The sequence below is a fragment of the Phyllobacterium sp. SL163 genome (genome assembly GCF_049896885.1).
Lineage (GTDB): Bacteria > Pseudomonadota > Alphaproteobacteria > Rhizobiales > Rhizobiaceae > Phyllobacterium > Phyllobacterium calauticae.
The window spans coordinates 427,870-441,091 of record NZ_JAFCVE010000001.1 but is presented as its reverse complement, the minus strand read 5'-3'; the positions used below and the strand labels follow the sequence as shown (position 1 = coordinate 441,091).

Sequence of the window (13,222 nt, the reverse complement as noted above, 5' to 3'; positions counted from 1 at the left end):
ATACTCCGTGCGAAATTTTTCACCAAATTTTCGTCATTTGTTGACGAAATTTACAGCAAATGCCTCTGATTTAACTGAATTACCTATCCCCGCCTTATTGTCGGAACGAGCCTGGTGAGGCTCACTTGACCACAAAGCCGTGAGCGAAGGGATCGCGGTCATCGATAAAGATCGTGCTGTAACCGGTCATCCGCGCCCACCCCGCGACCGAGGGTATGATTGCATCGCGATCGCCAACATGGGTGGCCGATTCCACCCGGCCATGAAACAGCGAGCCGATGATCGATTCATGCACGAAGTCGTCTCCAGGCTTCAATTTTCCCTTCGCCGTCAGTTGCGCCATGCGAGCCGATGTACCCGTGCCGCAGGGGGAGCGGTCAATCGCCTTGTCGCCGTAGAACACGGCATTGCGCGCATGCGCTTCCGGCTTGGTCGGCGCCCCGGTCCACAGGATATGGCTGAGTGTGTTGATATCGGGCTTTTCCGGGTGCTGGAACGTATATCGCTCGTTCAGACGCTCGCGCAAAACCGGGCTCCAGCCGATAAGATCGAGCGCCCGGTAATCCGCCATGTCCCGGAAGTTTTTCTGCGGATCGACGATTGCATAGAAATTGCCGCCATAGGCAACATCCACATGCAGCGTCCCGAGATCCGGACATTCCACTTCCAGCCCTTCCGCGTAGAGAAAGGCCGGAACGTTGGTGATGCGCACGCTGGTGACATACTGGCCTTCCTGCGTGTATTCGGCGACCACCAGACCGGCCGGGGTATCCAGCTTCAGGATGCCCGGCGTCTTCGGGGTAATCAGGCCGTGTTCAATTGCCATCGTCACCGTGCCGATGGTGCCGTGGCCGCACATGGGCAGACAGCCCGACGTCTCGATGAACAGCACCGCCACATCGCAATCCTCGCGGGTCGGCGGATAGAGAATGGAACCGGACATCATGTCGTGGCCGCGCGGCTCGAACATCAGACCGGTGCGGATCCAGTCGAATTCGCGCAGGAAATGCGCGCGCTTTTCCATCATGGTCGAGCCGGTGAGGTTTGGCCCTCCCCCTGCCACGAGACGTACCGGGTTACCACAGGTGTGACCGTCGACACAGAAGAAGGAATGACGCGCCATGATGTACAGGGTCCTAAAAGCGTTGCGGATTAAAGGGATCGATCGGGATCGACGGCCGCCGGCCCTCGATGAGATCGCAGATCAGTCGTCCCGTGGCAGCGGACTGGGTCAAGCCCAGATGCCCGTGGCCAAAGGCATAGAGAACATTCTTGCTTTGCCTGGAATAGCCGATAACCGGCAGGGAATCGGGCATCGACGGACGATACCCCATCCATTGCCTCCCGCCTGATGTATCGAGATCCGGCAGAAAGGTCTTGGCTTTCTGCAGCATGACGTCCGAGCGCTTGTAATTGGGGGGCAAGTCGAGACCGCCCAATTCGACGGCTCCGCCGACGCGCACGCCGGTTTCGAGCGGTGTTACGACGAATCCGTGACCGGAGAATATCAACTGGCGTTTCAGATCAAAGGCCCCGACAGGCAATGTGGTGTTGTAGCCGCGCTCCGTATCCAGCGGAATATGGTCACCGAGATGCTGCGCCAGCCGGTGTGACCAGGCGCCCGCAGCAAGGATGAGCTTGCCTGTTTCGACCGTCCGCCCATCGGCAAGCGTGACTGCACCACCCGTATCGTTCGCGCTGACGGAAACGACGTCCGCACGCTCGAAGCGGGCGCCCAGTTTTTCCGCATGGGCCCACAACCCTTTGCCCACATGTTTGGGATCGCTGACCGTCTTCCATCCCGGAACGAAGGTTCCGGCGACAAAGCGGCGGGCGAGGCCTGGCTGACAGGCAGCCAGCGCGTCGCCGCGCAAATGTTCGAAGGCAATGCCCGCCCTCTCCCGTGCCGCCCAGCCGGGCAGACAGAGATTGAGCTCGTGCTCGCTCTCGTAAAGCTCGAGCGAACCATCCTCGCGCACCATGTGGCGGATACCGGCGCGCTGCATCAGATCCAGCATTTCCGGCTCGGCGAGGCGCATCATCGCGCCTTGCGCCACTGTGGTGTGCTCCAATACGTCCGGCCGGCTGGCGCGCCAGAACCGGTAGAGCCATGGCGCCAGCCTGGGGAGGTAGGACGGCCGGATGGTGAACGGCCCGAGCGGGTCCATCAGCCAGCCCGGAACCTTGGCCATGACCCCTTTCGAGGCCATCGGCAGTATGTCGGAAAAAGCCAGGGCCCCGGCATTGCCGGAGCTCGTCCCTTCGCAGATGCCCTGGTGATCGATCACCAGAACCCTGCGCCCGGCTTCGCCCAGAAAAGCCGCGATGGCGACGCCGATGATACCGGCGCCGACAATGACAACATCATGCTTTTCCGGAGCGGCGCTCATCGCGCAGCCTCAGAGAACAGGCAGCTTCGGCCGCGATGCCATTGCATCCCTGACGATCTTGTCGACAGCCGCCCGGCGCGCACCGCGCAAAGGCTGGCGCGGCAGACGCACGCGATCATTGGTTCCGATTTCATGGACTTCCGCCAGTTTGATGTTCTGCACAAGATAGGTGGAGACATCGAGGTCAAGCAAGGGGCGGAACCAGCGATAGATATCCAGTGCCTCGGCATAGCGGCCGGCACCGACGAGCTTGTAGATCGCAACGGTCTCTTTCGGGAAGGCCGTAACCAGCCCGGCGACCCAACCGATGGCGCCTGCAGTCAGCGCTTCGAAGGCAAGGTTGTCGACGCCGGTGAAGAGGTCATAACGCTTGCCGAACGTATTGATGATATCGGTGGTGCGGCGCACGTCGTCGGAGGATTCCTTGATGGCCACGAAGTGCTTGTCGGACGCAAGTTCCGCCAGGATTTCGCTGGTCACATCGACGCGATAGGCAATGCGGTTGGAATAGATCATGACGGGCAGATCGCCGGCAGCTGCAACAGCCTTCAGGGTGGTGACCGTTTCTTCCGGGTCCGTATGATAGATCGGGCTTGGAACCAGCATGAGGCCGTCGGCACCGGCCTTGGCTGCCTGCTTGGCAAGCGCGGCGCCATCGCGGGTTGCCGCTTCATTGATGGTGAGAAGCACCGGCTTGCCCTTGGCAACACCCTGCGCCGTTTTCAGCACCGCGAGTTTTTCCTCGTGGCTGAGCATCGGGCCTTCGCCGAGCGAACCCGCAACAATCAAACCATCGCAACCCGCATCCATCAGGAGCGAGAAGCAACGTTCCATTTCCTTGTGATCGAGTTTATCATCTTCAGTGAATTTGGTTGTAACCGCAGGGAAAACGCCTGACCACATGTCTCTTCTCCTTCTTGATATATCAGAAATATATCTGTAAGGCGTGTGGCTGTCAATTGCCTTGAACAGAAAGTTTATCTGATGGATCAAACCGCAGTCCACACCATGGCCCAGACGGGCGAAAGTCTTGCTGAACTGGCCTATCGCCAGATCGAAGAGATGATCGTCACGCTGAAGCTTGAGCCTGGCGCGGTCGTCAACGAGCGCACCCTCACGGATGTTACCAATATGGGCCGCACGCCGGTGCGCGAAGCGGTGCAGAAGCTGGCCTGGGAAGGCTTGATGGAAATTCGCCCCCGCTCGGGCATTGCCATTGCCGCGCTCAATCCGCAGGACTTTACCAAGGTTCTCGATGCGCGCGAGGGTGTCGAGCGGGTTCTTGCACGCGATGCGGCGCTCTATGGCGCATCCCTACACCATGAAAGACTGAAGGCGGCATCCGATGCAATGATGGCTGCACGCTCCGGAAACGATGTGATCAGCTTTCTCAACGCCGACAAGATTTTCGATACGGTGCTCGGACAGGCGGCGGAAAACCCCTATGCGGCCCGTCTCGCATCCCCGCTACAAACCCACAGCCGCCGGTTCTGGTTCCGCCTGCAGCGGCCCGGCAGCCTCGAACAATCCGCCGGGGCGCACACCGCGCTGATCAAGGCGATCATCGCCCGCGAACCGGACAAGGCCGCCGACGAGGCGACCCGGCTGATCGGCTATCTCCGGACAATGGCCCCGTAAACCGGGTTTGGCTCAAAAGAAAATCGCCGCCCGGTGCGGAACCGGACGGCGATTTCAAAGCTCAAAGCGAGTTACTTCATCGTCGGAATGACGAACTCGGCCCCGTCCTTGACGCCCGACGGCCAGCGCGACGTCACGGTCTTGGTCTTGGTGTAGAAGCGGAATGCATCCGGGCCATGCTGGTTCAGATCGCCGAAACCGGAACCCTTCCAGCCGCCGAAGGTGTAATAGGCGATCGGAACCGGAATTGGCACATTGATGCCGACCATGCCGACCTGAACGCGCGAGGCAAAATCCCGGGCAGCATCGCCGTCACGGGTGAAGATCGCAACGCCATTGCCGTATTCGTGTTCATTCGGCAGACGGATCGCATCCTCATAGGTATCGGCGCGGACAATGCCCAGAACCGGACCAAAAATTTCTTCCTTGTAGATCCGCATGTCAGGCGTGACGTGATCGAACAGGCAACCACCCATGTAGAAGCCGTTCTCATAGCCCTGCATCTTGAAGCCGCGGCCATCGACGACGAGCTTCGCCCCTTCCTGGATGCCCAGATCGACATAGCCTTTGATGCGATCCAGCGCCTGCCGGGTCACAACCGGGCCGTAATCCGCCGACGCGTCGGTGGAGGGTCCGACCTTCAGGCTTTCAACCCGAGGGATCAGGCGCTCGACGAGACGATCCGCGGTATCCTTGCCGACGGGAACGGCAACGGAGATCGCCATGCAGCGCTCGCCCGCGGAACCGTAGCCGGCACCGATAAGGGCATCAACCGTCTGGTCCATGTCCGCATCGGGCATGATGATCATGTGGTTCTTGGCACCGCCGAAGCACTGAGCACGCTTGCCGTTGGCCGTGGCGCGGGAATAGATATACTGGGCAATCGGCGTCGAGCCGACGAAGCCGACAGCCTTGATATCCGGATCATCCAGAATGGTGTCGACAGCTTCCTTGTCGCCATTGACGACGTTGAAGATGCCCGCCGGCAAACCGGCCTCGATGAAGAGTTCGGCCAGACGCATCGGCACGCCCGGATCACGTTCGGAAGGCTTCAGAATGAAGGCATTGCCCGATGCAATCGCCGGACCGGCCTTCCACAGCGGAATCATTGCCGGGAAATTGAATGGGGTGATGCCGGCGACGACGCCGAGCGGCTGGCGCATGGAATAAACATCGATGCCCGTGCCGGCATTGTCGGTGAACTCACCCTTGAGCATGTGGGCTGAGCCGAGGCAAACTTCGACCACTTCCAGACCGCGCTGGATATCGCCCTTGGCATCGGGAATGGTCTTGCCATGCTCGCGCGCCAGAAGTTCGGCAAGCGAGTCGTATTCGGCTTCGACGAGATCAAGGAACTTGCGCAACACGCGCGCACGGCGCTGCGGGTTGGTTGCGGCCCATGCCGGCTGAGCCGCCTTGGCATTGGCAATGGCAGCGCGCACTTCATTGGGGGTTGCGAGCGCCACGCGGCCCTGAACGGTGCCGTCCATGGGCTGGAAAATTTCGGTCGTACGACCGCTTGTTCCGGCGACATGCTTGCCACCGATAAAATGTCCGACTTCACGCATTGCGAGCAACCTCCCTGGGATTGACTGAATTTCGTTACTCTATCATCGCGCTTCAAATTTTTTATTGCAAGCCGAGCGAAAGCGTATCCGTTGTGCAAAAATTGAAGTACGAATAGCACAGGAGGTCAAACGATGAGCTGGGACGATGTGCGGATTTTTCTGGCTGTCGCGCGTTCGGGCCAAATACTCGGCGCGGCCAAACGGCTTGGCGTCAACCATGCGACCGTGGCGCGCCGTCTCACTGCGCTGGAGAATGACATCAACACCAAGCTGCTGACCCGCCGCACCAACGGCTGCGAGCTGACCCATGCCGGCGAAGAATTCCTCCTGTCAGCTGAGCGCATGGAAGCGGAAATGCTGTCGATCCGCTCCTCGCTTGGCGATGCCGATGTGTCCATTTCCGGATCAGTGCGCATTGGCGCGCCGGATGGCTTCGGTGTCTCCTTCCTCGCGCCGCGCCTTGCCACCCTCACCGCCCGCTATCCCGATCTCAAGATCCAGCTTGTTCCGGTTCCCCGTTCCTTCTCGCTGTCGCGGCGCGAGGCTGACATAGCCATTACGGTCGACCGACCCGATCAGGGACGCCTCGTGGCGAAAAAGCTCGTTGACTACACGCTCTGCCTCTATGCCAGCCGGTCCTATCTGGCTGCGCACCCGGCACCCCGCAGCATCGAAGATCTCGCGGCGCACCGGCTGGTCGGTTATGTCGACGACCTGGTCATCAGCCCTTCGCTGAATTATGCGCCTGAAATCACCCGCGAATGGCGCCCCGCTTTCGAGATTTCCAGTGCCATCGGACAGGTGGAAGCGGTCAAGGCCGGGGCGGGCATCGGCATTCTGCATACATTCATCGCACGGGAATATCCCGACCTTGTCCCGGTCCTGCCGGAACGGACGATTCACCGGTCCTATTGGCTTGCCTACCACGAATCCGTACGCACCCTGCGCCGCATCACGGCGGTCTCCAGCTTCATCTCCGATCTCGTGAACAGCGAGACTGGACGATTCACCTGACAAAGCATAACAGGCAGCGGTGGAAATGTGATTGACGAGCACGGAACAAACACCACAATTGCGCCTTGAACACATGCGCTTTCAGCGTGTGTTGTCATCATATCGGAGAGGGAAAATGTACCGATATATACTAGCTTTGGCTGTGACCCTGGGGGGTATGCAGTTCGTAACGGTTCCAGCCGCACAGGCACAGGAACGGCCCATCAGATGCGAATCACGCAGCTTCCGCTACAATGAGTGCGAGACCGACATGCGCCGGCCGCGGATCATCCGGCAGCTTTCGGGTTCGGCCTGCATTCCCGGCCAGAGCTGGGGCTTCAGCCGCGGCACCATCTGGGTGGACAAGGGCTGCTCGGCGGTCTTTGCCGACAGTGCCGAGCGTCCGCGCTGGCGGGACCGCGACGACCGTCCGCGTTGGCGGGATGATCGTTATCCCCGCCGCGACTACCGGCGTGAATACCGCGATGACCGTTACTACCAGCCGGACGATTATTGATCGGCATTAAGTGCCCCGCTTTTCGCCATCTCCGGGCCGGAGGTGGCGAAAACACTTCACACCCGGTGATACGGGTGCCCGGAAAGGATCGTGGTCGCGCGGTAGAGCTGTTCCGCCACAAGAATCCGGACAATCTGATGCGGCCAGGTCATGGCGCCCAGCGCCAGCACGAGATCGGCACGCTTCCTTAAATCCGCATCGTGGCCGTCAGGCCCGCCTATCGCCAGGAGCAGCTGGCGTTTACCGTCATCGCGAAACCGGGCGATTGCATTGGCAAAGTCTTCCGATGGCATGGTCTTGCCGCGCTCGTCGAGAAGAACGAGTACACCGCCCTGATCCAGCGCTTCCAGCACTTTAGCGGACTCTTCCTGTTTGCGCAGGTCCGGCTGCTGGGCGCGGCTTTCGGTGATTTCGGTGACGGAGCTGAATTCGAGACCAAGCGGTGAACCGGTTTTCTTCAACCGGTCGAAATAGCGGTCTGCCAGTTCCCGTTCGGGGCCAGACTTCATCCGGCCCACGGCAAAAACGGTGATACGCATGGCACGTCCAGTCCTTTGTAATTTGGCGCGAAGAATAACTCTCCGGCGCATGACCGGTCCATATCCAGTAAGCCGCCCGAAGCATCCCGCTGGCGTTATGCCGGGATACCCCGATCCGTCAGAACTTTCTCACACAAGGCTCCGTGTGCCGTAACGGCACACCTTGCTCTAATGTACGGTTTCCCCGTCAAGTTCGGGAGCCTGCCACATCTTTTCGATGTTGTAGAACTCGCGCACTTCAGGACGGAAAATATGGATGATGATATCGCCCGTGTCGATCAGCACCCAGTCACCGCTGGAAAGACCTTCAACCTTCGCATTGTTTCCGTGACCGCTTTCCTTCAGCGCACGCAGAAGCTGATCAGCCACCGCCGTTACGTGACGGTGCGAACGGCCCGATGCGATGACCATGTGGTCGCCGATGACAGATTTTCCGCGAAGATCGATGGGGACAATTTTTTCAGCCTTGGAGTCATCGAGACTGGCAAGGACCGTCTGGAGGGCAAGAGAAACGGAAGTTGCACCGTTCATCTCCGCCGTTGAAGGTGCCAAGGCATCCTTCTTCTGAATTGCTGTTCTCAGTGTATTTCCTTTCCAATAAGAACAACGCGCCGCAGCCTTTAATCTTGCTGCACGTTATTAAGATAGGCAGAGTCGCATGACACTTTCAAGACGTCGCGACACGGCCTTTGTTCACGTTTTCATTCCTGCCGTTTTACGGCTCCGTTGCGTATCGCCGTCGATGACAGCGATGAACGCGGCCCGTGGATGAAAGTCCATGCCGGCGCGGATGCCCGTGCCAGCAGCGGGGCGTCATCCTCATCGAAGCGGGCGTAGTCAAACGTCTTGGCCATGCGCGACGAGAGAAATGCCAGGGTCGAACCCGGACGGTCGATCACGGCGATGGGAAACGTCATGGCAATCTTCTGCCAGCGCTGCCAGCGGTGAAAATCGGCAAGATTGTCCGCTCCCATGATCCAGACAAAATGCACACCCGGATTGCGCGCCTTGATCAAAGCCAGCGTGTCGGCCGTGTAGCGCACATTATAGGCCGCTTCAAACGCCGTCACCTTGATGCGCGGGTCATGCACCTGCTGCTCGCACAATTTCAGCCGTTCCGCCAGAGGGGCCAGATGGCGCGTGTCCTTCAGCGGATTGCCCGGCGTAACGATCCACCAGAGCTGGTCGAGCTGCAGCCGGCGCAGCGAGATTTCCGCCACCAGCGCGTGGCCCGCATGGGGCGGATTGAACGATCCGCCAAACAACCCGACGGTCATGCCCTTTTCAACGAAAGGCATGCGCAGATGCGCATCGCTCACGCCGGGAAAATCGTGACGTAACGCATCGATGGATGTCACGGGCGGGTCTGGCCATTGCCGCGCACGCGGTATTTGAAGGATGTCAATTGCTCCACACCCACGGGGCCCCGTGCGTGCATCTTGCCCGTCGCGATGCCGATTTCCGCGCCCATGCCGAATTCACCGCCGTCGGCGAACTGTGTCGAGGCGTTGTGCAGCAGGATGGCAGAGTCGATCTCGTTGAAGAACCGCTCGACCACATGCATGTCCTCAGCAATCACCGCTTCCGTATGGTGGGACGAATAGTGATTGATATGCGCGATCGCGTCGCCAATACCGTCAACCAGCTTCACGGATATGATGGCATCGAGATATTCCGTCGACCAGTCCTCCTCCGTCGCCGGTTTTGCCGCTGATAATAGCTGGACCACTGCGGCGTCACCGCGAATTTCGCAGCCTGCTGCCTGCAAATCCTCAAGCAGCGGCAAAAGACGGGCGGGGGCGATCAGCCGGTCGAGCAGCAGTGTCTCGGCGGAACCGCAGACGCCGGTCCGGCGCATCTTGGCATTGACGATAATCCGACGCGCCATGTCGAGATCGGCGGAGGCGTCGACATAGACGTGGCAGAGCCCTTCCAGATGGGCAAAGACCGGCACGCGCGCTTCCGCCTGCACCCGGGCCACGAGACTCTTGCCGCCACGAGGAATAATGACGTCGAGATTGCCGTCCAGCCCCTTCAGCATTTCACCAACCGCGGCACGGTCCGTCACCGGGATGAGCTGGATGGCATCCCTGGGCAAACCCGCCGCTTCGAGCCCTTCGGTCAGCGCCGCATGAATGGCGCGGGAGGAATGGGCGGAATCCGACCCGCCGCGCAGGATGACGGCATTGCCCGACTTCAGGCAAAGGGCACCCGCATCGGCTGTTACATTCGGGCGGCTTTCGTAAATCACGCCAATAACACCAAGCGGCGTGCGCACGCGCTCGATGTGCAGGCCGTTGGGACGGTCCCATTCGGCAATGATGTCCCCAACGGGGTCCTTGAGGGCGGCAATGGTGCGGATGCTTTCCGAGATCGCAGCGATACGGCCTGCATCCAGTTTCAGCCGGTCGAGCAGCGAGGCGGCCATCCCGGCCTTTTCACCATCGGCCATATCCTGCCGGTTGGCGTCCAGAATCTCCGGGGCACGGCGATCCACCGCATCCGCCATGGCGATCAGGGCAATCATCTTCTGTTCCGGCGAAGCGATCGACAGCGGCTGGGCAGCGGCACGGGCCTTGCGGCCGATTCCGGCCATCAATTCAGCAACGTCGTCAATCGGTTCGACCCGTCCCAGCATTTTTCACTCCTTCGCAGCACGTTTTGCTGCGCGTACAACCAGATCATCCCGGTGTATCATCGCCGACCGGGCATCGTAACCGAGGATCGCGGCAATCTCATTGGTCTTGCGCCCTGCAATCCTTACGGCATCTGCGGCATCATAGGCAATAAGGCCGCGCGCGGCTTCGCGTCCATCCGGACCGACAACCGCAACCGTATCGCCGCGGGTGAACTGACCGGCAACGTCACGGACACCGGCAGCCAGAAGCGATTTGCCGGATTTGAGCGCCGTCAGCGCACCCTCGTCGATCACCAGCCGCCCGGCCGGCTCGAGATTGCCCGATATCCACGTCTTCCATGCATTCACCGGATTGAGGCTCGGCTTGAACAGTGTTGACCGCTCGCCCGCATCGATGGCACCCAGCGGATGCATGCGTGTGCCGGAGGCAATGATCATCGCCGTGCCCGCCGCATTGGCAATCTTGCCGGCGTCGAGCTTGGTCTTCATGCCGCCCCGCGAATATTCCGACGCAGCGGCACCAGCCATGGCTTCAATCTCTGGCGTAATGGCATCGACAACCGGCAGGAACTGCGCATCGGGATTCTGATGCGGCGGCGCGGTATAGAGCCCGTCAATGTCGGACAAGAGAATCAGGAGGTCCGCTCCCATCATCGTCGCCACCCGCGCGGCAAGGCGGTCATTGTCGCCATAACGGATTTCCGTGGTCGCTACCGTGTCATTCTCATTGATGACGGGCACGGCCTTGAGCCGCAGCAGGGTGCCGACCGTGGCGCGGGCGTTGAGATAACGGCGGCGCTCTTCCGTGTCGGAAAGGGTAAGCAGGATCTGGCCAGCGCGCAGCTGATGCCCGCCCAGCACCTCGGAATAGGCTTTGGCAAGTTCGATCTGACCCGCCGCAGCCGCAGCCTGGCTTTCCTCGAGCCGCAGCGCGCCCTTCGGCAGTCCGAGCACCGTCCGCCCGAGGGCGATGGCACCGGAGGAGACGATCATCACCTCGACACCGGCCTGCACCAGCTTTGCCACATCGGCGCCAAGGCTTTCCAGCCAGTCGCGCTTCAGTCCCTTGGCGCGGTCCACCAGCAATGCCGAACCGATCTTGACCACGATCCGCCGATAGGCGGAAAGCTTGAGAGTGGCGGGAGAAGCGAGCTCGTTCTGCACGGACATGATGCACTCAATATTTGAAGCGGGTATCGGCCTCTGCCGGGGCCTCTGACTGACGCGATTCAAGGATGATCGCCGACAGTGCACGCAGCACCTGCTCGACACCCTCGCGGCTGACCGAGGACAGGAGCATCGGCTCGCGGCCCGCGGCCTTTTTCAACGCGGCAATCTTCTTTTTGCGCGCCGCGGCATCCAGCGTATCGATCTGGCTCAGCGCCACGATCTCCAGCTTGTCGGCGAGCCCATGACCGTAGGCTTCAAGCTCGGTGCGCACGGTCTTGTAGGCCTCGGCCACATTCTCTTCCTGTGCCGAAACCAGATGCAGGAGAACCCGCGTGCGCTCGACATGGCCAAGGAACCGGTCACCGATACCAACGCCCTCATGCGCGCCTTCGATCAATCCCGGAATATCGGCAATGACGAATTCGCGCGCATCGACGCGGGCAACGCCCAGGTTCGGATGCAGGGTGGTGAAGGGATAGTCGGCGATTTTCGGCTTGGCTGCCGTCACGCTGGCGAGAAATGTCGACTTGCCGGCATTCGGCTTGCCGAGAAGACCTGCATCGGCGATCAGTTTCAGCCGCAGCCACAGATTGCGCTCTTCGCCTTCGAGTCCCGGATTGGCACGGCGCGGCGCCTGGTTGGTCGATGTCTTGAAGTGCAGATTGCCGAAGCCGCCATTGCCGCCCTTGGCAAGCCGGTAGCGCTGCCCCACGGCGGTGAAATCGTAGATCAGGGTTTCATTGTCGTCTTCAAAAATCTGCGTTCCCACGGGAACCTTGAGCACCACGTCGGCACCCTTGCCGCCCGTCATGTTGCGGCCCATGCCGTGCATGCCGGTCTTGGCCTTGAAATGCTGCTGGTAGCGATAGTCGATCAGCGTGTTGAGACCGTCCACGGCCTCGGCCCAAACGTCACCGCCGCGCCCGCCATCACCGCCATCGGGACCGCCGAATTCCAGAAATTTTTCACGGCGGAACGATACCGAGCCGGCACCACCATCGCCGGAGCGGATATAGACTTTCGCCTGATCGAGAAATTTCATGGAAGTTCAGTCCTTTTTGATGTCCCGAGCCATTACAGGAAAATACGCGGGAAGAAAACTGGCCGTCGCAAGAGATCGCGGCGGCCAATTGTAATTTATGCGTTCCAGCTGCGAAGCCCGATCCATGTCCGGCGATCCAGCATATAGCGTTCGACGGGCACATTGCCTGCAGCGAGCGAATCCATCATGCCGGTATTGGCATACTGGAACCCGCTCTTGTAGAGCACGCGGCGCGAACCGATGTTGGAGACCCGGCACGACGCATGCAGCTTTTCCACCTGCGTGGCGCGGAACACGAGATCCACCAGCGCATGCGCGGTTTCCGTGGCATAGCCCTTGCCCCAATAGGGTTCGCCCAGCCAATAGCCGATCTCCAGCTCATCCCGGCGGGGTTCGCTCATCCGCAAGTCCTTGCTGCGGCGGTAATTGATGCCGCAACAGCCGATGAAGGTGCCGGATTGCGCAAGGGTAATCGCGTAGACGCATTTGCCGATCTCGCCCGCATTGGCGCGGCGCACAAAGTCCACCGCATGATCCTGCGTGTAGGGATGGGGCATGCGGGAAAGCATTTCCGCCACACGGGGATTGTCGGCGAGACGGGCAATTGCGTCAACGTCCTCGGCGTGCGGCGCGCGCAGGACCAGGCGTTCGGTCACGAGGACCGGACAGTCTATCAGGTCCAGCCTGTCTTCATCGTCTTCCAGTAATTCGGCAACCATTTTGCTAT

Annotated in this window: 14 protein-coding genes; 3 read left to right on the top strand and 11 right to left on the bottom strand. The window is 60.4% G+C overall.

The features are described from left to right. Positions 1-121 precede the first annotated feature (121 nt). The 3 genes from ACP7B1_RS02185 to ACP7B1_RS02175 are packed head-to-tail and all read right to left on the bottom strand — an operon-like array spanning position 122 to position 3,293. Positions 122-1,123, bottom strand: a complete 1,002-nt coding sequence (locus ACP7B1_RS02185; protein ID WP_346307697.1) for a 4-hydroxyproline epimerase — start codon at positions 1,121-1,123, stop codon at positions 122-124. Positions 1,124-1,136: 13 nt separating this feature from the next. Next, positions 1,137-2,390, bottom strand: coding sequence for an FAD-binding oxidoreductase (locus tag ACP7B1_RS02180; RefSeq protein WP_346307698.1), 1,254 nt, complete (start codon positions 2,388-2,390; stop codon positions 1,137-1,139). Between the two features lie 9 nt (positions 2,391-2,399). Continuing rightward, the gene (locus ACP7B1_RS02175) at positions 2,400-3,293 is read right to left on the bottom strand and encodes a dihydrodipicolinate synthase family protein (RefSeq protein WP_346307699.1); all 894 of its coding nucleotides are present in this window, start codon (positions 3,291-3,293) and stop codon (positions 2,400-2,402) included. Between the two features lie 81 nt (positions 3,294-3,374). Between ACP7B1_RS02175 and ACP7B1_RS02170 the strand changes: the two genes are divergently transcribed. After that, entirely contained in the window at positions 3,375-4,028 is a 654-nt protein-coding gene (locus ACP7B1_RS02170; protein WP_346307700.1) for a GntR family transcriptional regulator, read from the top strand. Between the two features lie 71 nt (positions 4,029-4,099). Here the strand turns inward: ACP7B1_RS02170 and ACP7B1_RS02165 are convergent, their stop codons facing one another. Next, a complete protein-coding gene (locus tag ACP7B1_RS02165) occupies positions 4,100-5,596 on the bottom strand; it encodes a CoA-acylating methylmalonate-semialdehyde dehydrogenase (RefSeq protein WP_223613744.1) in 1,497 nt (498 codons plus the stop codon). Positions 5,597-5,728: 132 nt separating this feature from the next. Between ACP7B1_RS02165 and ACP7B1_RS02160 the strand changes: the two genes are divergently transcribed. Further along, complete coding sequence (locus ACP7B1_RS02160; RefSeq protein ID WP_288192953.1) at positions 5,729-6,610, top strand: LysR family transcriptional regulator; 882 nt, start codon at positions 5,729-5,731, stop codon at positions 6,608-6,610. Positions 6,611-6,683: 73 nt separating this feature from the next. Beyond that, positions 6,684-7,106: a DUF3011 domain-containing protein gene (locus tag ACP7B1_RS02155; protein WP_403181019.1), complete on the top strand. Its 423-nt coding sequence runs from the start codon at positions 6,684-6,686 to the stop codon at positions 7,104-7,106. A gap of 56 nt (positions 7,107-7,162) precedes the next feature. Here ACP7B1_RS02155 and rlmH read toward each other — a convergent pair whose 3' ends face one another. From rlmH to ACP7B1_RS02120, 7 genes are all read right to left on the bottom strand, one after another. Further along, a complete protein-coding gene (rlmH, locus tag ACP7B1_RS02150; RefSeq protein ID WP_346307701.1) occupies positions 7,163-7,645 on the bottom strand; it encodes a 23S rRNA (pseudouridine(1915)-N(3))-methyltransferase RlmH in 483 nt (160 codons plus the stop codon). A gap of 168 nt (positions 7,646-7,813) precedes the next feature. Beyond that, positions 7,814-8,197 (bottom strand): ribosome silencing factor, encoded by a 384-nt coding sequence (rsfS, locus tag ACP7B1_RS02145; protein WP_223613748.1) that lies wholly within the window; start codon positions 8,195-8,197, stop codon positions 7,814-7,816. Between the two features lie 149 nt (positions 8,198-8,346). Next, positions 8,347-8,943, bottom strand: a complete 597-nt coding sequence (locus tag ACP7B1_RS02140; protein ID WP_346307717.1) for a nicotinate-nucleotide adenylyltransferase — start codon at positions 8,941-8,943, stop codon at positions 8,347-8,349. A gap of 56 nt (positions 8,944-8,999) precedes the next feature. After that, positions 9,000-10,283, bottom strand: a complete 1,284-nt coding sequence (locus ACP7B1_RS02135; RefSeq protein WP_346307702.1) for a glutamate-5-semialdehyde dehydrogenase — start codon at positions 10,281-10,283, stop codon at positions 9,000-9,002. Positions 10,284-10,286: 3 nt separating this feature from the next. Beyond that, positions 10,287-11,453 (bottom strand): glutamate 5-kinase, encoded by a 1,167-nt coding sequence (gene proB, locus ACP7B1_RS02130; protein WP_346307703.1) that lies wholly within the window; start codon positions 11,451-11,453, stop codon positions 10,287-10,289. Positions 11,454-11,460: 7 nt separating this feature from the next. Next, positions 11,461-12,495, bottom strand: coding sequence for a GTPase ObgE (obgE, locus tag ACP7B1_RS02125; protein WP_346307704.1), 1,035 nt, complete (start codon positions 12,493-12,495; stop codon positions 11,461-11,463). Positions 12,496-12,590: 95 nt separating this feature from the next. Continuing rightward, positions 12,591-13,214: a GNAT family N-acetyltransferase gene (locus tag ACP7B1_RS02120; RefSeq protein WP_346307705.1), complete on the bottom strand. Its 624-nt coding sequence runs from the start codon at positions 13,212-13,214 to the stop codon at positions 12,591-12,593. Between the last annotated feature and the right edge of the window lie 8 nt (positions 13,215-13,222).

Excerpts from the sequence above, each read along its gene's own strand:
- ACP7B1_RS02160 (WP_288192953.1), top strand. The coding sequence starts at position 5,729 with ATGAGCTGGGACGATGTGCGGATTTTTCTGGCTGTCGCGCGTTCGGGC.
- proB (WP_346307703.1), bottom strand. The coding sequence starts at position 11,453 with ATGTCCGTGCAGAACGAGCTCGCTTCTCCCGCCACTCTCAAGCTTTCC.
- ACP7B1_RS02165 (WP_223613744.1), bottom strand. The coding sequence starts at position 5,596 with ATGCGTGAAGTCGGACATTTTATCGGTGGCAAGCATGTCGCCGGAACA.
- ACP7B1_RS02175 (WP_346307699.1), bottom strand. The coding sequence starts at position 3,293 with ATGTGGTCAGGCGTTTTCCCTGCGGTTACAACCAAATTCACTGAAGAT.
- ACP7B1_RS02120 (WP_346307705.1), bottom strand. The coding sequence starts at position 13,214 with ATGGTTGCCGAATTACTGGAAGACGATGAAGACAGGCTGGACCTGATA.
- ACP7B1_RS02170 (WP_346307700.1), top strand. The coding sequence starts at position 3,375 with ATGGATCAAACCGCAGTCCACACCATGGCCCAGACGGGCGAAAGTCTT.
- ACP7B1_RS02185 (WP_346307697.1), bottom strand. The coding sequence starts at position 1,123 with ATGGCGCGTCATTCCTTCTTCTGTGTCGACGGTCACACCTGTGGTAAC.
- obgE (WP_346307704.1), bottom strand. The coding sequence starts at position 12,495 with ATGAAATTTCTCGATCAGGCGAAAGTCTATATCCGCTCCGGCGATGGT.
- rlmH (WP_346307701.1), bottom strand. The coding sequence starts at position 7,645 with ATGCGTATCACCGTTTTTGCCGTGGGCCGGATGAAGTCTGGCCCCGAA.
- ACP7B1_RS02180 (WP_346307698.1), bottom strand. The coding sequence starts at position 2,390 with ATGAGCGCCGCTCCGGAAAAGCATGATGTTGTCATTGTCGGCGCCGGT.
- ACP7B1_RS02155 (WP_403181019.1), top strand. The coding sequence starts at position 6,684 with ATGCGCTTTCAGCGTGTGTTGTCATCATATCGGAGAGGGAAAATGTAC.
- ACP7B1_RS02140 (WP_346307717.1), bottom strand. The coding sequence starts at position 8,943 with ATGCCTTTCGTTGAAAAGGGCATGACCGTCGGGTTGTTTGGCGGATCG.
- ACP7B1_RS02135 (WP_346307702.1), bottom strand. The coding sequence starts at position 10,283 with ATGCTGGGACGGGTCGAACCGATTGACGACGTTGCTGAATTGATGGCC.